General features: G+C 60.5%; 15 protein-coding genes and 4 pseudogenes. 12 read left to right on the forward strand and 7 right to left on the reverse strand.

Annotation, left to right across the window (positions count from 1 at the left end; all coding sequences use genetic code 11):
- A partial coding sequence (locus tag BLS57_RS18600) for an IS6 family transposase (RefSeq protein WP_114079914.1) occupies positions 1 to 280 on the reverse strand: 280 nt, incomplete at its 3' end.
- Between BLS57_RS18600 and repC the strand changes: the two genes are divergently transcribed.
- From repC to BLS57_RS18615, 3 genes are all read left to right on the forward strand, one after another.
- Positions 267 to 632 carry a replication initiation protein RepC gene (gene repC, locus BLS57_RS18605; RefSeq protein ID WP_244153734.1) on the forward strand — a complete coding sequence of 122 codons (366 nt, stop codon included), beginning with the start codon at positions 267 to 269 and terminating at the stop codon, positions 630 to 632. The two genes, BLS57_RS18600 and repC, sit on opposite strands and share 14 nt — an antisense overlap.
- A 199-nt stretch (positions 633 to 831) precedes the next feature.
- On the forward strand, positions 832 to 1,236 hold the full coding sequence (locus BLS57_RS18610; RefSeq protein ID WP_033964122.1) for an MbcA/ParS/Xre antitoxin family protein: 405 nt from the start codon (positions 832 to 834) through the stop codon (positions 1,234 to 1,236).
- Complete coding sequence (locus BLS57_RS18615) at positions 1,233 to 1,760, forward strand: RES family NAD+ phosphorylase (protein WP_033964119.1); 528 nt, start codon at positions 1,233 to 1,235, stop codon at positions 1,758 to 1,760. The genes BLS57_RS18610 and BLS57_RS18615 overlap by 4 nt, the downstream gene beginning before the upstream one ends.
- A 42-nt stretch (positions 1,761 to 1,802) precedes the next feature.
- On the opposite strand, the gene BLS57_RS18620 is transcribed toward BLS57_RS18615, so the two are convergent.
- Entirely contained in the window at positions 1,803 to 3,044 is a 1,242-nt protein-coding gene (locus tag BLS57_RS18620; RefSeq protein ID WP_067940499.1) for a site-specific integrase, read from the reverse strand.
- A 125-nt stretch (positions 3,045 to 3,169) separates the two neighbouring features.
- Between BLS57_RS18620 and BLS57_RS18625 the strand changes: the two are divergent.
- Together BLS57_RS18625 and BLS57_RS18630 are read left to right on the forward strand one after the other, a co-directional pair.
- Positions 3,170 to 3,505: pseudogene (locus BLS57_RS18625) on the forward strand (DUF1403 family protein); the annotation flags it as partial.
- A 94-nt stretch (positions 3,506 to 3,599) separates the two neighbouring features.
- Positions 3,600 to 4,298, forward strand: a pseudogene (locus tag BLS57_RS18630) (IS6 family transposase).
- A gap of 54 nt (positions 4,299 to 4,352) precedes the next feature.
- Here the strand turns inward: BLS57_RS18630 and BLS57_RS18635 are convergent.
- The 4 genes from BLS57_RS18635 to BLS57_RS18650 all read right to left on the reverse strand — a co-directional run bounded on the left by BLS57_RS18635 (position 4,353) and on the right by BLS57_RS18650 (position 9,474).
- Entirely contained in the window at positions 4,353 to 5,978 is a 1,626-nt protein-coding gene (locus tag BLS57_RS18635; protein ID WP_033964672.1) for an amidohydrolase, read from the reverse strand.
- Between the two features lie 258 nt (positions 5,979 to 6,236).
- On the reverse strand, positions 6,237 to 7,007 hold the full coding sequence (gene istB / locus BLS57_RS18640; RefSeq protein WP_067941721.1) for an IS21-like element helper ATPase IstB: 771 nt from the start codon (positions 7,005 to 7,007) through the stop codon (positions 6,237 to 6,239).
- Positions 7,004 to 8,497 carry an IS21 family transposase gene (gene istA / locus BLS57_RS18645; protein ID WP_139186669.1) on the reverse strand — a complete coding sequence of 498 codons (1,494 nt, stop codon included), beginning with the start codon at positions 8,495 to 8,497 and terminating at the stop codon, positions 7,004 to 7,006. Before istA (BLS57_RS18645) ends, istB (BLS57_RS18640) begins: the two co-directional genes overlap by 4 nt.
- A 359-nt stretch (positions 8,498 to 8,856) precedes the next feature.
- Complete coding sequence (locus BLS57_RS18650) at positions 8,857 to 9,474, reverse strand: TetR/AcrR family transcriptional regulator (RefSeq protein WP_067941717.1); 618 nt, start codon at positions 9,472 to 9,474, stop codon at positions 8,857 to 8,859.
- Between the two features lie 332 nt (positions 9,475 to 9,806).
- Between BLS57_RS18650 and BLS57_RS18655 the strand changes: the two genes are divergently transcribed.
- From BLS57_RS18655 to BLS57_RS18685, 7 genes and pseudogenes are all read left to right on the forward strand, one after another.
- Positions 9,807 to 10,556, forward strand: a complete 750-nt coding sequence (locus BLS57_RS18655; protein WP_067941716.1) for an electron transfer flavoprotein subunit beta/FixA family protein — start codon at positions 9,807 to 9,809, stop codon at positions 10,554 to 10,556.
- Between the two features lie 27 nt (positions 10,557 to 10,583).
- Positions 10,584 to 11,519, forward strand: a complete 936-nt coding sequence (locus tag BLS57_RS18660) for an electron transfer flavoprotein subunit alpha/FixB family protein (RefSeq protein WP_067941714.1) — start codon at positions 10,584 to 10,586, stop codon at positions 11,517 to 11,519.
- Positions 11,520 to 11,568: 49 nt separating this feature from the next.
- The gene (locus tag BLS57_RS18665; RefSeq protein ID WP_067941712.1) at positions 11,569 to 12,444 is read left to right on the forward strand and encodes an aminotransferase class IV; all 876 of its coding nucleotides are present in this window, start codon (positions 11,569 to 11,571) and stop codon (positions 12,442 to 12,444) included.
- Positions 12,445 to 12,594: 150 nt separating this feature from the next.
- Positions 12,595 to 13,515 (forward strand): annotated as a pseudogene (locus BLS57_RS18670) (glutamate synthase-related protein); the annotation flags it as partial.
- Between the two features lie 112 nt (positions 13,516 to 13,627).
- Positions 13,628 to 15,157 carry an IS21 family transposase gene (gene istA / locus BLS57_RS18675; RefSeq protein ID WP_139186671.1) on the forward strand — a complete coding sequence of 510 codons (1,530 nt, stop codon included), beginning with the start codon at positions 13,628 to 13,630 and terminating at the stop codon, positions 15,155 to 15,157.
- A complete protein-coding gene (gene istB, locus BLS57_RS18680; protein ID WP_093744151.1) occupies positions 15,147 to 15,938 on the forward strand; it encodes an IS21-like element helper ATPase IstB in 792 nt (263 codons plus the stop codon). The genes istA (BLS57_RS18675) and istB (BLS57_RS18680) overlap by 11 nt, the downstream gene beginning before the upstream one ends.
- A 70-nt stretch (positions 15,939 to 16,008) precedes the next feature.
- Positions 16,009 to 16,707 (forward strand): annotated as a pseudogene (locus BLS57_RS18685) (glutamate synthase-related protein); the annotation flags it as partial.
- Positions 16,708 to 16,853: 146 nt separating this feature from the next.
- Here BLS57_RS18685 and pcaF read toward each other — a convergent pair.
- Entirely contained in the window at positions 16,854 to 18,056 is a 1,203-nt protein-coding gene (gene pcaF, locus BLS57_RS18690) for a 3-oxoadipyl-CoA thiolase (RefSeq protein ID WP_033967481.1), read from the reverse strand.
- Between the last annotated feature and the right edge of the window lie 23 nt (positions 18,057 to 18,079).

Below are 18,079 nucleotides of genomic sequence, written 5' to 3' on the forward strand. Positions count from 1 at the left end.
CTGCCCGGTACAGGTAGGTCCACTTGCCCCGCACCTTGACGTAGGTTTCATCCAGGCGCCAGCTCGGATCAAAGCCACGCCGCCAGAACCAGCGCAGCCGCTTCTCCATCTCCGGGGCGTAGCACTGGACCCAGCGATAGATCGTCGTATGGTCGACCGAAATGCCGCGTTCCGCCAGCATTTCCTCAAGGTCGCGATAGCTGATCGGATAGCGACAATACCAGCGCACCGCCCACAGGATCACATCACCCTGGAAATGGCGCCACTTGAAATCCGTCATCGTTCCGTCCGTCCAATCTCCGCCAAGCATGCTCAAGCTTCACGATTTTTGCAACAGAGCCTCGATTGCTTCGCGCAGCGCTGCCATGGGCGAGGTTCAGGCGGCAATCGCGCTTGCGGCGATCTACCAGCGATCCGACCAGATCAACAGCGCCGGCGGATATCTGCGCAGCCTGACCGACAAGGCGCGGGAAGGGAAATTCTCGACCTGGCCGATGGTCATGGCCCTGTTGCGCGCCAGGCTGGATGAAGGAAAACATCGCCAAACGTCGGAGAACGTGACATCTGAACCCGGTCCGCGGCTTGAGGTCTCGGATTCACTCTTGAACAGCCTGCGAAGGCGGAGTCGATGAGCCTGTTAGCCGGTCAGACGGTGCTGTCGCCGACATGGGTTTCCGCCCATTTGGAACGTTTCAGCGTTACCTGTCCTCCGAACGGAGGACAAATGGCTGGATTTTCGTGTCCCGGAGAGAACGAGAACCTGATGCTCGGTAAGGATTGCAATTCTCTCACCAGCGCCATACATTTTGCACAAGAAGTATGTTTTGCGGTATGACAGGTGCAACGGTGACCGAAGCTCAAAAAGTTTTAGTACGAAGCGAGTCCCTCGTGCTGTCATACATGGATCGAGCCGGGCGGATCGCGATCAACCAGTTGGCGGATGGCTTTGGGATGTCCAAGACCCAGCTCGCCGAAACAGCGGGGCTTGCCCGGGAGACACTCTACCGTGCCGAACGCAGCCGAGCTCCAAAGGCACAGGGGCGACTTCGTGAAATGCTGGAGATCATCAGCCGTGTGACGGAGTGGGCCGGCGGCAAGGAACAAGCCATGGCCTGGTATCGTGCCCAGCCCTTGCCCGCGTTTGGCGGACGAACGGCAGAAGCTCTTGTCAAGGAAGGAAAGGCCGCGGCCGTTCGGGACTATCTCGACCACATGGCGCTTGGCGGATTTGCGTGAGGTTCGTAGGAACCTGCTATCGGGCGCATGATCCGCGATGGGCCTTCAAGCCGACATCTGGCGACGGCGCCGCGGTAAGGGGTGCGCGTTTCAACCCGAAGGGGGTGCCGGCGCTCTATCTCGGCTTAAGCATCATGACAGCCGTCAAGGAAGCCAATCAGGGCTTCGCACATCGAATAGATCCGTGCGTGCTCTGCTCGTATGAAATTGATTGCGAGGATATCGCCGACCTGACGACAGAGGAAGGGAGAGCCGAGCATCGGGTCGATCTTGATGATATGAGCTGTGCATGGGCGACAGCTCTTTCCAACGGCGATCGGCCCGCGTCATGGTCGATATATGACCGGCTCCATGGTCAGGGTGTTGCTGGCGTTCTCGTGCCGAGTTTTGCCCCAGGCGCTGAAAGGGATGATCTGAATCTGGTGCTTTGGACATGGGGCCCCGACCTCCCGCATGAGGTGAGGGTCTTTGATCCGAGCGGCCGGCTACCGAAGGATCAGCTGTCCTGGCGCGAAGGTTCCTGACCGCTTCGCACCGGGAACACGCGGGGCAGGGGAGGGGGCCTTTTACAGCCCACTCGCCTTCGTCAGATTCACGCGGAAGCGGTCACGCCGGCGCTGATATTTGCGAGTCATTTCGGCGGAGGCGTGGCCGAGCTGCTTCTGGACATAGCGTTCGTCGACCTCGGCCGAGGAGGCAAGGCCGGCGCGCAACGAATGGCCGGAAAAGAGCTTGCCACGTTCGCCTTCCGGCAAATCGCCACGCACGCCGGCCGCCAGCGCGGTTCGCTTGACCAGCCGGGCGACCTCCTGATCGTTAAGCCGTTCGGCGCCGACCTTCTTGCCTTGTCCGGTAACACGCCGGAACAACGGTCCATGGCCGATGCGGGCGAGCTTGAGCCAGGTCTCCAGTGCGACGACCGGGCAGGTGGCGTCGGAGGAGCCGCGCCCGATCTCGACCTCGCGCCAGCCGGTCTTGCCGCGCAGCGTCACGAGCATGCCCTTGCCAGGGAAGATCTCGATCCAGCCGCGGCCGTCCTCGGTCTGGTCGCGGCCGACATCGAGGCCGGTGACTTCGGAACGGCGCAGGCCGCCGGAAAAGCCAAGCAAGAGCATGGCGCGATCGCGCAGACCGCGTAGAGAGCCGCGGTCGAGCGTTTCCAGCATGGCGATCAGATCCTCGGGCAACACCGCCTCCTTCTGCCGGGGAGGGGCGGCATGCCTGTTGCGAATGCCGGCCATGACCGTTGCGATGTGGCGATCCTTGCGGTCGAGCGACAATCCGCGCTGGGAATAGTTCCAGGATAGGGAAGACAGCCGGCGTTCGATGGTGGAGACCGAATTCGGCTTCTTGTCGCCGGTCACCGTGCCGGAGGCGCAGGCTGTTATGTACAGCCCGACGGTTTGCGGGTCCGGCGGCAGCGGTTCAACACCCTGCCGGCGACACCAGGAGGAAAAATGCTTCCAGTCGGAGGCGTAGGCACGGCGCGTGTTGGCCGAGCTCGCCGCCTCGACATAGGACCGCGCCCGGTCAGCAAGGTGCTCGAGGTGGCCGGGAAGAGGGTTCACCTTGCCCGTGGCTGCCGGCAGGGGAGGGGGCGAAGCCGGCTCCACCTTGTCAGTCGCCGTGGTATCGTCGGGACCGCGGCTCATTTCCATGACGAGGTCGACAATGTCGGGCAGGTCGTCGGTCGAGGCGTCCGGCTCGGCCGAGGGCGCGATGCGGTCGACATCCGAGGATGTTTCCTGTGATCGAGGGGAGCCGTGCCGAGTACGATTTTCGGGGTTCTGATCGACGATTCTGGCCATCTTCTCTATAAAGACCAACACGAACGATAAGCCAACATTATCAGTCATAAGAGCGCAAAGACAAGCTGTGCGTTCCGGGGCGGAAAGTCTGGCACAAACCGCACGCGTCGGCTAGGCTGGCCGGCATGGATTCGGTTCGCCTCACGCCCGCCCTGACCGCCGCATCGGCCGCCCACCTTCCCGGCTGGGCGCTGGCGCGCGGCCGGGCGGCCGGCGAGCTAGAGGCCGCCTTCGCCGCCGGCATCGCCTTGAAATCGCTAGACGATCTCGTCCGCATCGAACCCGTCTGGGCCGGGTGCTGGCGCGCCCGCCAGGCGCTGAAATGCGCCACGGCCGCCGTCCGGCTGCTGGGCCGGGGCGCCGACGAGGCGGCGCTGCGCGACGCCGTGGCTCTGACCGCGCCGGGCGACGATCCAGGCCCGGCCGGCCGGGTGCTTTTGGCCACCAAAAGACTTTCGGCCCGAAACCCGGCTTCTCCTCGAAAGGGTTTTGTCGCAAACCCATTGTCAACCTTGCTGAGGCATGAGAGTTCCTCCGTTTCAGAGGAGCGTGTTCATGTTTTCAGGCCGCCATTTCGACCGTTCGGTAATCCTGCTGTGCGTACGCTGATATCTGGCGTACAATCTGAGCTTGCGTGATCTGGAAGAGATGATGGCCGAGCGCGGCATTCACGTCGACCATTCCACAATCCATCGCTGGGTCGTGCGGTTCTCGCCGCTGTTGCTCGAACAGTTCAACCATCGCAAGCGACCCGTCACCCGCAAATGGCATGTCGATGAGACCTATGTGAAGGTTCGCGGTCGCTGGATGTATCTCTACCGCGCCGTCGACAGCCTGGGTGATACGGTCGAGTTCTTCTTCAGCGAAAACCGTGACCTACCGGCCGCCAAACGCTTCATCCGCATAGCGCTGAACCGTCATGGCCGACCGGAGCGCATCGTCATCGACGGCAGCCAGACCAATCACGAGGCGATCATTGCCTGCGATGGCGAAAGCCGCCTGAGAAATCGATCACGACGAACGCTGAAGCCAATCCGCATCCGGCAAAGCCAATATCTGAACAACCGCATCGAGCAGGATCATCGACGCATTAAGCGCCGAATACGTTCCATGCTGGGATTCAAATCAACCGCCAGCGCCGCGACGATCCTGTCTGGGATCGAAATGGTTCACATGATGCGCAAACGACAGGCGAGGTACGCCTACAACCCGGCACCATCGCTCGCCGAGCAGTTTGAAATCCTCGCTGCCTGAATACCGTATCTGATCAACTTGTTCGTCCAAGTGGCAAGTTTGCGACAAAGCCGTTTATCGCGCATCATGCACGATGCGGCCTGCAAGCAGGGTCAGCAGGCAGCGGGTGCCTGACAGGATGGTTTCAGGTGCGGCCTCCAGAAGATCGTTGTCGAAGACAGCGATGTCGGCCCATTGGCCGGGCACCAGCTTGCCCTTCACACCCTCGGCTTTCTGGGAATAGGCGCCGTATTCCGTAAAGGCCTGCAGCGCCTCCTCGCGGCTCAGCCGCTCGCTGTCCTTCATCACCGTGCCCTTGCCCGTCTTGCGGGTGATCATGGCATGGAGGTTCGGGAAGGGATCGGGCGAGCAGACCGGCGAATCCGAGCCGGTCGAGGGCTTGAGGCCCATGCGCATCCAGGTGCCGATCTGGTAGGAGCCCTTGCCGCGCGCCTCGCCGAGCACGGAAATGTAGCTGTCGCCGAAATCGTGGATGAAGGCCATCTGCGGCGCGGGCAGGATGCCGGCCGCCTTCATGCGCGCGTCCTGTTCCGGCGACGAGAAGCCGCAATGTTCGATACGGTGGCGGCGATCCGGGTCGGGCATGGCGGCCAGCGCCTTTTCATAGGCGGTGAGCAACTGTTCGATCGCACCATCGCCGATGGCATGGCACGCCATCTGGTAGCCGCGATCGTGGAAGGATTTGACCAGCGCCTCGACCTCCGGGGTCGGCAGCATCTGCACGCCGATATTGTCGGGCTCGCCCTGATAGGGCTTCGACATCCAGGCGGTACGTCCGCCGGCCGAACCGTCGAGGAAAATTTTGACCGCCCCGACGCGCAGCATGTCATCGCCGGCGCCGGAAATCAGGCCGGCCCGCCAGCAATCCTCGACAATAGAAATGCCGGGATCGCCGAGCAGCGTCAGCCAGACACGCACCGGCAGGCGACCAGAAATCTTGGCCATTTCATAGGCCTGGATTTCAGCAAAGCCGGAAAGCTGGCCAACCGCCGCGTCCATGCAGCTTGTGATGCCGAGCGAGAGCAGGTACCGCCCGCCGCGCTCTATGCCGTCGATCAGTTCCTCCGTGGTCACCTCGGGCATGGCAGCCTTGACGAGATTGATGGCATTTTCGGCCAGCAGGCCGTTGAGACGCCCGTCGGTGACACCGATCACGCCGCCATCCGGCACGGGCGTCGCCTCGCTCACGCCGGCCAGTTCCAACGCCCGCGAATTGGCGATGGCGATGTGCCCGCAGGCGCGGGTTAGCAGCACGGGATGATCCGGCACCGCCTGATCGAGGTCTTCGCGTGTCGGATGCCGGCCGGTATCGAGCTTGACCTGGTCATAACCGCGGGCCCGCACCCAGCCACCCTTGGCGGTGGTCGCGGCGCGATCAGCAAGGGCCGCCATCAGCACGGACAATGTCGGTGCGGCTGCGGGCGTCGCATCGACCCAGCCCATGGTGATGCCGGTCGAGATGAGGTGCAGGTGGTTGTCGATGAGGCCGGGGCTGGCGAAACGGCCCTCGAGGTCGATGACCTCGGTGCGCGGGCCCTTCAGGCTTAGCATGTCGGCGCTGTCGCCGGTGGCCAGCACCTTGCCCTGCCAGACGGCGACAGCCTCGCTGATACCCTCCTCCCGGCCGCGCCAGATACGGCCATTATGCAGGATCAGATCGGCTTCGATTGTAACGGACATGCAGCACTCCCTTGTCGGGGCAGCCGAACCGGTACCCCGTTCGTCCTGACGCAACGTGAAAGGTTGCGGCTGACTTGGCCAATTCGCTTTTGGCACCAGCCCATGCCGAAATGGCATACCCATTTCGATTGAATGTGTCAACGGCGGCGTAAAAGTCGGCCATTGGGCGGCGCAAAAGTAGGCCACTTGGCGGCGCATTCGGGGAACGTCGGGAGGGCGTAGCCCGACCAGAGTTTCCCGAATGCGGCGTCGGCGTTGTTATGGGGTGACGGCGGCGGTTTTTCGGGCCCTGCTTTGCGCGAGGCGATAGCTGTCGCCATTCATCTCGAGGATGCTGACGTGGTGGGTCAGGCGGTCAAGGAGCGCGCCTGTGAGGCGCTCGGACCCGAAGGTTTCGGTCCATTCGTCGAAGGGCAGATTGCTGGTGATCAGCGTCGATCCGCGTTCGTAACGCTGGGAGACCAGTTCGAACAGCAGCTCCGCTCCGGTCTTTGACAGCGGCACAAAGCCCAACTCGTCGATGATGAGCAGCTTGTAGCCGGCCATCTGCTTCTGGAAGCGCAGTAGGCGGCGTTCGTCGCGCGCCTCCATCATCTCGCTGACGAGCGCGGCGGCCGTGGTGAAGCCCACGGACAATCCCTTCTGGCAGGCCGCCAGCCCGAGACCGATCGCAACATGGGTCTTGCCCGTGCCGCTGGGCCCGAGCGCGATGACGTTCTCGCGCCTTTCGATCCATTCGCAGCGCGCCAGTTCCAGCACCAGCATCTTGTTGAGCTTCGGGATGGCGGCGAAGTCGAAGCTGTCGAGGCTTTTGGCGGCCGGGAACTTCGCAGCCTTGATGCGGCGCTCGACCATCCTGCATTCCCGGTCGATCAGTTCCAGTTCGACCAGTCGGGCAAGGTAGCGAACATGATCCACGCCCTCGACCGCGCATTGCCGGGCAAGCTTCTGGTGCTCGCGCAGGAAGGTCGGCAGCTTCAGCGCCTTCAGGTGATGAGTGAGCAGGAGTTCGGGAGCATCGCTGCTCATGCCGGTTCCTCCTCACGGTCCAGCAGGCGCATATAGGCCTTGGCCGACGTCGTCTCGACGGTGGCTCTGGGCAGATAGGGATAGATGTCGAGGTCCAGCCTGGGCGGCCTGCGCTCGGCCCGGCACAGGACGAGGTGCTTCACGGCATCGAAGCTGATGGCGCCCAGATGCAGCGCCTGCTTCACGGCTGCGTGCAGGTCGGCCAGATCGAAGCTTTCCATCAGGCGCAGCACCTGCACATAGGCGCGCCGGCCCTGTTTGCCCATCCGCGCCTCCATGAGGCGGCGCAGTGTCGTGAACGCCTCCGGCAGTTCCCAGCCCTGCAAGGGGGCCGCCTGGTCGAGCGCGTTGATCTTCTGCTCGATCAGCGGCAGGTAATGCAGCGGATCGAAGACAACCTCTTCGCGCGCATAGCTGCGCGGATGGCGGGCAATGATCTCCCCGCCGCAGCCGATCGCCACCTCGTCGACATAGCCACGGATCCAAACGTCCTGATGGCCGAAGGCGACCGGAACGGAGTAGTCGTTGGTCCTGTAACGCACCAGCGCCTGCGAGGAGACCCGGCCGCTGGCCTGGTCGCAGGCCTCGAAGGGCGAGGCCGGCAGCGGGCGCATCGCCGCCACATCGCGCAGCAAGCGTTCGCCGATCGTCTCGCTCGCGCCGCGCAGCCGGTCACCCTGGCGCTTGCGGCACTGCTCCTCGAGCCACAGGTTGAACGCGTCCCACGATGCAAAGCGCGGGATCGGCACCATGAAGTTGCGCCGCGCATAGCCGACCAGTCCTTCGACGCTGCCCTTGTCATTGCCCTTGCCGGGCCGGCCATAGCGGTCCCGGATCAGGTAGTGGGACAGAAAGCCGCTGAACAGCGCCGCCCGCTTGCGCGTGCCGTCGGGCAGGATCTTCGCCACCAGGCAGCGGTCGTTGTCGTAGACGATCGACTGCGGCACAGCCCCGAAGAAGGCGAACGCATGGATATGACCGTCCACCCATGCTTCGGCCACCGCCGCAGGATAGGCGCGAACATAGCAGGCGTCGCTGTGCGGCAGATCGAGCACGAAGAAGTGCGCCTTCTGCTCCACGCCGCCGATGACCACCATAGCCTCGCCAAAATCGGCTTGTGCGTGCCCGGCCGGGTGCGCCAGCGGCACGAACATCTCCTGGCCGCGCCGCGCCCGGTCGCGCATGTAGTCCTTGATGATCGTGTAGCCGCCGGTAAACCCATGTTCGTCACGAAGGCGATCAAAAACGCGCTTGGCCGTATGACGCTGCTTGCGCGGGACCGCACGGTCCGCCTCAAGCCACTGATCGATGATCGGGATGAACGCGTCCAGCTTCGGGCGTCGCACCGGAGCCTGCCGCCGATAGCCGGGCGGAACCGAATACGCAATCATCTTGCGAACCGTGTCGCGCGATATGCCAAAATGCCTTGCTGCCTCGCGTTGGCTCATGCCCCTGTCGCAAGCCACGCGAACCTTCAGATACAATTCCACGGTGTAGATCCCTCGTCCCTCCCTGCGCCACGCAGAAAAGGGAAAAGTGGACGACTTTTACGCCGCCCGCAGCGGGACTATCCCGCCGCTACCGTGGTCGACTTTCTCACCGCCGTTCTCACACGAGGCTTGTTTGTTTTTTTTTATGTCCATTACCAAATGGCATAAAGGAATAGATGTGACGCAATTTGTACGGAAAAGGTTGCATAAGGCGAGCAAGCCCATGACTCCAGCGCGCCATCGCAAATGACTGGAGAATGCCATTCGCGATGCTAGGTGGTTCAGTCGAAGAAGAGCTAGTGGTGACCTGTAAAAACTGCCTCAAACCCCACTGCGATATCTTCCTGCCGCTCTTACTCTCATCGGCTGTAGAGACCATTTGTAAGGAGATCAAAATATTCCGCTGCGACGGTTTCCGCGCGTTTTTGTCCGCCTGGTTTGAACCAACGGACCATCCAGTTGAGCATAGAGAGAACCGAGTGAGACGATATTGTCACATCCGCCTCGCGGAAGGCGCCGGTTGCCATTCCTTCCCGAAGAATTCCCCGGAGTATGCTCTCATACTCGATACGAAGCTGATTGGCTTCGGACTTGAGCCCCGGATTTGCCATACCGCCGTATCCGATCAGCATGCACACGAAACCCCAGTAGTTTTTTTCAAAGTACCCAGCGTGCGAAACCATGAATGATTTCAGCTTACCGTCAGCCGTGGTGGACGCCGCAACAGCTCTACTGACATGTTCGAGCAGTCCCTCCAATGTGCGTACAATGATGGCGTCATAAACAGATTGCTTGGTGTCGAAATAATGGTAGACGGCAGCCTTGGAGACGCCGAGCCGCTCGGCAACGACATTCATAGAGCCATTGTCGAAACCGCCCTCTCCGAACAAGACGGCGGCCTCGTCAAGAATGCGATCGCGAGCATTTTCGAGAACGGGCGGTCGTCCCATGCGGGGCTTTGTTTTGGTCTGCTTCATTGGGCCTCTGATGTAGGTGTTTGCTCGCGTAGAGTGGGATTTCTCTTGTGCTACCACATTACCAATGCGCGACAAACACCAATACGCCGATCAAACTTCTTGTTGCCAACTTAACGACGGGTCGGAAGGGAAAAAAGAGTCCCTCCAGAAGTTCGGTGACCTAACTTGCTCTGATAACGGCCTCGACGAGAGCAAGCGCGTCCTAAGATTTCTATTTACTTACCGACGGAACGGAATATAAGTATTCGCATCTGTCACGGAGTAGAGCGTAGGCCGTTATCACGCCCGCGTTGGGTGCGGTGCTGCGTCCTTATATGGAAGGCAAGGCTGCTATGAAAATCTTGGTCCCAGTCAAGCGGGTCGTTGATTACAACGTGAAGATTCGCGTGAAGGCGGACGGCTCGGGTGTCGAGCTTGCCAATGTGAAGATGTCGATGAACCCGTTCGACGAGATTTCGGTCGAGGAGGCTCTGCGCCTGAAGGAAGCGGGCAAGGCCGAGGAAGTGGTCGTCGTGTCGATCGGACCTGCCAAGGCCGAAGAGACGCTGAGGACGGCGCTGGCCATGGGGGCCGATCGCGCCATCCTGGTCGAGACCGACGATCAAGTCGAGCCGCTGGCCGTCGCCAAGATCCTCAAGGGTGTGGCCGACGCCGAGCAGCCGGGCCTCATCATCGTCGGCAAGCAGGCGATCGACGACGATTCCAACCAAACCGGCCAGATGCTGGCGGCCTTGCTCGGCACGGCGCAGGCCACCTTCGCCTCGAAGATCGAGATCGGTGACGGTTCGGCCAAGGTCACGCGCGAAGTCGATGGCGGCCTGCAGACGATCGAGGTCAAGCTTCCGGCCGTCGTCACGTCGGACCTGCGCCTGAACGAGCCGCGCTATGCCTCGCTGCCCAACATCATGAAGGCCAAGAAGAAGCCGCTCGACAAGACGTCGCCCGCAAACTTCGGCGTGTCGACGGAGCCGCGGCTGAAGGTGCTGAAGACCGAGGAGCCGTCGGGCCGCAAGGCGGGCGTCAAGGTCAAGACGGTCGCCGAGCTGGTCGAGAAGCTCAAGACCGAAGCCGGCGTGCTTTGATCGGCGAGATTTGAGGAGATTACGATAATGGCCATTCTTCTTCTGGCAGACCACGACAACGCCCACCTTTCCGACCAGACCGCCAAGGCGCTGACGGCGGCCTCCAAGATCGGTTCCGACGTGCATGTGCTTGTCGCAGGCGCGGGCGCCAAGGCGGCGGCTGAGCAGGCGGCCAAGCTTGCCGGCGTTTCCAAGGTGCTGGTTGCCGAGGATGCAAGCCTTGCCAACAATCTGGCCGAGCCGCTGGCGGCGCTGATCGTGTCGCTCGCCGGGTCCTACGACACCATCCTCGGCGCGGCCACCTCGGTCGGCAAGAACGTGCTGCCGCGCGTGGCGGCGCTGCTCGACGTGGCGCAGGTGTCGGAGATCGTCGAGGTGGTGAGCCCCGACACGTTCAAGCGTCCGATCTATGCGGGCAACGCCATCCAGACGGTGCAGGCCACCGATGCGAAGAAAGTGATCACTGTCCGCTCTTCATCCTTTTCTCCTGCCTCCCAAGGCGCACCTGCTGCCGTCGAGGAACTCTCGACGGCAGCCTTTTCTTCTGATCTATCGGCTTTCGTTTCTGCCGACTTGTCGACCTCGGACCGTCCGGAGCTAACCTCGGCCAAGATCATCATCTCGGGCGGCCGTGCGCTGGGCTCGTCGGAGAAGTTCCAGGAAGTGATCCTGCCCGTCGCCGACAAGCTCGGCGCGGCCGTCGGCGCGTCACGCGCGGCCGTCGATGCCGGCTACGCACCGAACGACTGGCAGGTCGGCCAGACGGGCAAGGTCGTCGCTCCGCAGCTCTACATCGCTTGCGGTATTTCCGGCGCGATCCAGCACCTTGCCGGCATGAAGGACTCGAAGGTGATCGTCGCGATCAACAAGGACGAGGAGGCGCCGATCTTCCAAGTAGCGGACTACGGCCTTGTCGGGGATCTCTTTGAGGTCCTACCGGAGCTGCAAAAGGCAATTGGCTAACCGCGACTGCCCCACAATTTTTTCCAACGAAATGACAGGAACGCGCACAATGGGCAGGACAGTGTTCGTCAACGGCCAATGGCTGGACGAGACGGCAGCAACGATCTCGATCTTCGATCGCGGATTTCTTTTTGCGGATGCGATATATGAGGTAACTGCCGTTGCTGACGGCAAGTTGATCGATTTCAAGGGCCACACCGATCGACTGAAACGCTCGCTCGAAACGCTCGGAATTCCGATGCCGGTCGCGGAAGGTGAACTCTTGGCTTTGCACCAGGAGATCGCGCGCCGGAATGGCATTACGCATGGCTTAGTCTATTTGCAGATTTCCCGTGGCGCGGAAGACCGCAATTTTATCTACACCGATGGCCTCCGTCCGACGATCGTGATGTTCACGCAGCCGCGCACCATCCTGGCTAACCCTGGCTGGGAACGTGGCATCACAATGAAGACAGCACCTGATGGGCGATGGGCTCACCGGCAGATCAAAACGGTACAGCTTCTCTACTCGTCAATGGCCAAGATGGAGGCGTTGCGCGAAGGCTATGATGATGTGCTTTTCGTGGAGGATGGCCTCATAACGGAGTCAGGTTCAGCGAATTTCCACATCATCACCAAGGATGGCATTCTGATTACGCGGGACCTCTCAAACGCCCTACTGCATGGCATTACTCGCGCGTCGGTTCTGGATCTCGGGGCACGAGCGGGGCTTGAAACACGTCAGGCTGCGGTCACGCTCGAAGAAGCCAAGAATGCGGAAGAAGCGTTCATCACCGACTCCATCAGCTTCGTTATGCCTGTTGTTTCGATCGATGGTCATCCGGTTGGACTTGGCAAACCCGGTCCGGCGACTGCAAAGCTACGCAAGCTCTACATCGAAGATCGCCTCGCCACCGGCATAAACATCGCGGAAAGAGCGGCATAGCCGCTCCTCATTTTTCACCGACCTGTACTTCATCGCAATCTTCCGACCGCGTGCCCCGCTCGTCGACGAAGAATAGGGAATGGAATTATGATCCTGTACCAGCGGTACGCCATCTTCCTCGTAATTCTCTTGGGTTCACTCCTCTCGGTCATGGGCCTCGCGCTTTCGAGCCCTTGGTGGGCAGTCCCTGCCGTGGTTCTTGTTCCGCTCGCGCTGATTGGCGTTTACGACATCAAGCAAAGAAGGCATGCTATTCTTCGGAACTATCCGGTGATCGGCCATATCCGCTTTCTCATGGAAAGCATCCGTCCGGAAATCCGACAGTATATGATCGAGGCTGATCACGAGGAGGTTCCGTTCAGCCGGCAGGCGCGAGGGCTGGTCTATCAACGCGCAAAAGGTGTCGAGGACAAAAGGCCGTTTGGGACGATCGAAAATGTTTATGGCGCCGGCTATTCGTGGCTTACCCACTCTGCCACGCCAACACATATCACCGACTTCGATTTCCGGGTGAGTATCGGTGGGAGCAGTTGTCGCCAGCCCTATGATGCCAGCCTCTATAATATTTCCGCAATGAGCTTCGGTGCCCTTTCCGGCAACGCGATTTCAGCTCTGAACCGGGGAGCCAAGAAGGGCGGCTTCGCCCATGACACCGGGGAAGGGGGGATCAGCCGCTACCACCGCGAAGGTGGTGGCGACCTAATTTATCAGGTCGCCTCCGGCTATTTCGGGTGTCGGGGAGACGATGGAAGCTTCTCAGAGGAGAAGTTTGCTGCAATCACTGCCGACCCTCAGATAAAGATGATCGAGGTCAAGCTAAGCCAAGGCGCGAAGCCTGGTCACGGCGGTATGCTTCCGGCGTCGAAAATCTCGCCTGAAATTGCCGAGGCGCGGGGCATTCCCATGGGTGTAGACTGCATCTCACCGCCAGCACACAGCACGTTCTCCACGCCTGTCGGTCTGATGGAATTTGTCGCCAGATTGCGCGAACTATCTGGCGGTAAGCCGGTAGGCTTCAAGCTCTGTATCGGTCATCGCCGTGAGTTTCTCGGCATGGTGAAGGCTATGGTTGTTGATTGTCACTGAGAACTGACCCGGTAGCCCCATAAATTGTCACTGAGAATTGACCCATGTGAACACACTTCCCCGACGGTTTTGGTTGGGGGGATTTGGAGTGATCGACATGGGATTTTTGAGTGTCATTCGACGCTGGGCATTGCGTGACAAAATGCCAATCAGGGAGATTGCCCGGCGGACGGGTTTGTCTCGGAACACGGTAAAGAAGTATCTGCGTGAAGGTGCGGTGGAACCGCAGTTCAAGACGCCTAAGCGTCCAAGCAAGCTGGATCCCTATGCGGATCGGCTGTCAGCCTGGCTTTTAATTCAGACGCGGAAGTCACGCAAAGAGCGGCGGACAGTGAAGCACATGCATGCTGATCTGGTGAAGCTGGGATATGATGGCTCCTATGAACGCGTAGCAGCTTTCGCCCGGGCATGGCGTGAAGATCGGCATCGAGCGGAACAGACGACGGGGCGCGGCACCTACGTGCCTTTGGTGTTCGCGCCCGGCGAAGCCTTCCAATTCGACTGGAGCGAGGACTGGGCCAACATCGGCGGTGAGCGCGTCAAACTTCAGGTCGCTCATATCAAACTGTCACACAGCCGCGCTTTCTTGGTTCGGGCCTACCCGCTGCAAACGCACGAGATGCTGTTTGACGCCCACTGGCATGCATTCCGCGTGTTCGGCGGTGTGCCTGGCCGCGGGATCTATGACAATATGAAGACCGCCGTTGATCGTGTGGGCAGAGGCAAGCAGCGGGATGTCAATGCACGCTTCAAAGCGATGGCCAGCCACTACGTGTTTGAGCCCGAGTTCTGCAATCCGGCAGCCGGTTGGGAGAAAGGCCAGGTTGAGAAGAATGTGCAGGATGCCCGTAACCGCATGTGGCAGGTCATGCCGGTCTTTGCCGATCTGGCAGAGCTGAACCAATGGCTTGAAGACCGCTGTATCGCCCTTTGGACAGAGACACCGCACAAGGCTTTGCCGGGGTCCATCGCTGACGTGTGGGAGGCCGAGAAGCCCACGTTGATGGCACTGCCACCGGCATTCGATGGCTTTATCGAACATAGTAAGCGTGTGTCACCCACATGCCTGATCACGTTCGAACGCAATCGCTACAGCGTTCCCGCCAGCTTTGCGAACCGCCGTGTCAGTTTGCATGTCTATCCCGAACGGCTGGTCGTGGTCGCTGAAGGGCAAACGGTTTGCAAGCATGCGCGGATCATCGAGCGGTCTCATCGAAAGCCCGGCAAGGTCATCTATGACTGGCGCCACTATCTCGCTGTTATCCAACGCAAACCGGGCGCACTTCGGAATGGTGCGCCGTTCACGGAGATGCCGGATGCCTTCCGTCAATTGCAGGATCACATGCTGCGTAAAGAAGGCGGTGACCGAGAGATGGTCGACATTCTGTCTCTGGTCCTTCAGCACAACGAAGAGGACGTTTTGTGCGCAGTGGAGTTGGCACTTGAAGCGGGCGTCCCCACCAAGACGCACATCCTGAACCTGTTGCACCGATTGATCGACCGCAGACCGACAGATCACCCCGAGGTCGATCCGCCGGACGCACTGGCATTGCAGACAACGCCAGAGGCCAACGTCGATCGCTATGACGGGTTGCGACGGACTGAGGAGAAGCGCCATGCGTCATGACCCAGCAGGAGCCTCTATCGTGATCATGCTACGCAGTCTCAAGCTGTACGGCATGGCAAATGCGATTGAAGACTTGGTCGCCCAGGGTGCGCCAGCGTTCGAAGCTGCCACACCAATGCTGTCGCAGCTGCTCAAGGCCGAGATCGCCGAACGCGAGGTACGGTCCATCGCCTACCACACGAAGGTTGCCCGCTTCCCCGCATACAAGGATCTGACGGGCTTCGACTTTGCATCGAGTGAGATCAACGAAGCGACAGTGCGGCAGCTACACCGATGCGAGTTTATCGAAGCGGTCGAGAATGTCGTTTTGATCGGCGGTCCCGGAACGGGCAAGAGCCACACCGCCACAGCAATCGGCGTCCAGGCCATCGAACATTACCGGCGTAAGGTGCGCTTCTTCTCGACCGTGGAATTGGTCAACGCGCTGGAGCAGGAGAAGGCACTTGGTAAGGCAGGGAAACTGGCTGAGACGCTGACGAAGGTCGACTTGGTCATTTTGGACGAACTCGGCTACCTGCCGTTCAGCTCATCTGGCGGGGCGCTGCTCTTCCACCTGCTCAGCAAACTCTACGAGCGCACCAGCGTCATCATCACCACAAACCTCAGCTTCTCAGAATGGGCGCAGGTCTTCGGGGATGCAAAGATGACAACCGCGCTCCTCGATAGGCTGACCCACCGCTGCCACATCCTCGAAACCGGAAACGACAGCTACCGCTTCAAGGCCAGCGCTGAGGCTGCAAAGAAAACACGAAAGGAGGCCAAAACATTGACCGCGTCATAAACCACGACGCATAACTGAGGGTGGGTCAAATCTCGGTGAAAATACCGGGTCAGTTCTCAGTGACAATCAACAGGCTATGGTGAAAACCGGAATCAAACCGGATTTCATCGTGATTGACGGTGCGGAAGGAGGAACAGGAGCCGCTCCGGTGGAATTCGCCAATCGGGTCGGCATGCCGATGCTTGAGGGCCTGACCTTCGTTCATAACGCGCTTCGTGGCGCGGGCATTCGCAACGATATCAGGCTCGGCGCAGCGGGGAAGATCATTTCCGCGTTCGATATCGCCCGCGCACTTGCTCTTGGTGCAGACTGGTGTAATTCCGGCCGGGGCTTTATGTTTGCCGTAGGCTGTATCCAGGCTCAGGCATGCCATACGAACAAGTGCCCGGTTGGGATCGCCACGCAAGATCAGGCCCGTCAGCGTGCTATTGATGTAGGTGATAAGAGCGACCGTGTCGCGCGTTTCCATCGCAATACGATGCGCGCCTTGAGCGAGATTGCCGGCGCCGCAGGCCTGACCGATCCTCGCGACTTCATGCCGTACCACTTCATGTTCCGCCAGTCGGACAACGAATTCCTTGATGGCAATGAGGCGTATCCATATTTGCCCGAAGGGTTTCTGCTGTCGGAGGAGGAAATTCCGGAGTTGGCGGATTGGTACGATCGCTGGGACCGGGCGAGCGCGGAGACCTTCGCGCCGCCGGAGATCCCCTTTGGGCCTTTTGCCTCGCGTCGAAAGCGTAAGCCTGACCTGCGGGCCATGGCGTAAAGCAATCTGAAAGTGATGGTTAAGGAAAAAGCCGCAGCCCGACCAGGTTGCGGCTTTTCTGTTCTGCACGCCAACGTTCATTCAGGTGACGAACAACAAGCTGGAATTCGGGAATGGGCGACGAGACGCCGCCCAGCCTTCAATGCTTATACTGACGCGAGGGCGATCGCGATGCCCTGACCAACGCCGATGCACATGGTCGCGAGGGCGAATTTGCCGCCGGTGTTCGCCAGCTCCAGCGCCGCCGTGCCCGTGATCCGTGCGCCCGACATACCCAATGGATGTCCTAAGGCGATGGCACCCCCATTTGGATTCACGCGAGGATCGTCGTCGACGATGCCAAGGTCACGCAACGTCGCAAGCCCTTGAGATGCGAACGCTTCGTTGAGCTCAATGACATCGAACTGCTCCTGGCGCATTCCAAGGCGGGACATCAGCTTTTTGGTCGCCGGCGCAGGGCCAAATCCCATGATCCTCGGTGCTACACCTGCGGTCGCGCCACCCAGAACGCGTGCGATCGGAGTCAGTCCGAATTTCTTGACGGCGGCTTCGGAAGCCAGAAGGATTGCCGCCGCTCCGTCATTCACGCCTGACGCATTGCCTGCGGTCACAGTGCCGTCGGCGCGGACAATCGGTCGGAGCTTGCCGAGAGCATCGATGGTTGTCGCGCGGGGATGTTCGTCCGTGTCGACGATTAGTGCGTCGCCCTTCTTTTGCGGGATCGTGACCGGGGTGATCTCTTTAGCGAAGCGGCCATTTGTCTGGGCCTGTGCTGCTTTCGCTTGCGAACGCACCGCGAAAGCATCCTGGTCCTCGCGGCTGATCTTGAAGTCATCCGCCACGTTCTCGGCGGTTTCCGGCATCGAGTCGACGCCGTACTGCTTTTTCATGAGTGGGTTGATGAAGCGCCAGCCAATCGTTGTGTCGTGAATCTCCATCGAACGAGAGAAAGCCGTCTCGGCTTTTGGAACGATAAAGGGAGCACGGCTCATGCTTTCGACGCCGCCGGCGATCACCAGGTCAGCTTCACCGGAAGCGATAGCGCGCGCACCGGTGATTGTGGCATCCATGCCGGAGCCGCACAGGCGATTGATGGTTGTTCCGGGAACGCTCACAGGCATGCCCGCGAGCAAGGACGACATGCGTGCAACGTTCCGGTTATCCTCGCCTGCCTGGTTGGCGCACCCGAACACCACTTCATCGATGGCTTCGAAGTCGAGGTTGGGATTTTGCGCCATGATTGCCTTCAAGGGGATAGCGCCGAGATCGTCAGCCCGCACGGATGAGAGCGAGCCACCGAAGCGGCCGATCGGCGTGCGGATATAGGCGCAGATATAGGCTGGGGACATCGGATTCCTCCAAAAAGTATGGG

It is taken from the genome of Sulfitobacter delicatus, from assembly GCF_900102535.1.
GTDB classification, from domain to species: domain Bacteria; phylum Pseudomonadota; class Alphaproteobacteria; order Rhodobacterales; family Rhodobacteraceae; genus Sulfitobacter; species Sulfitobacter delicatus.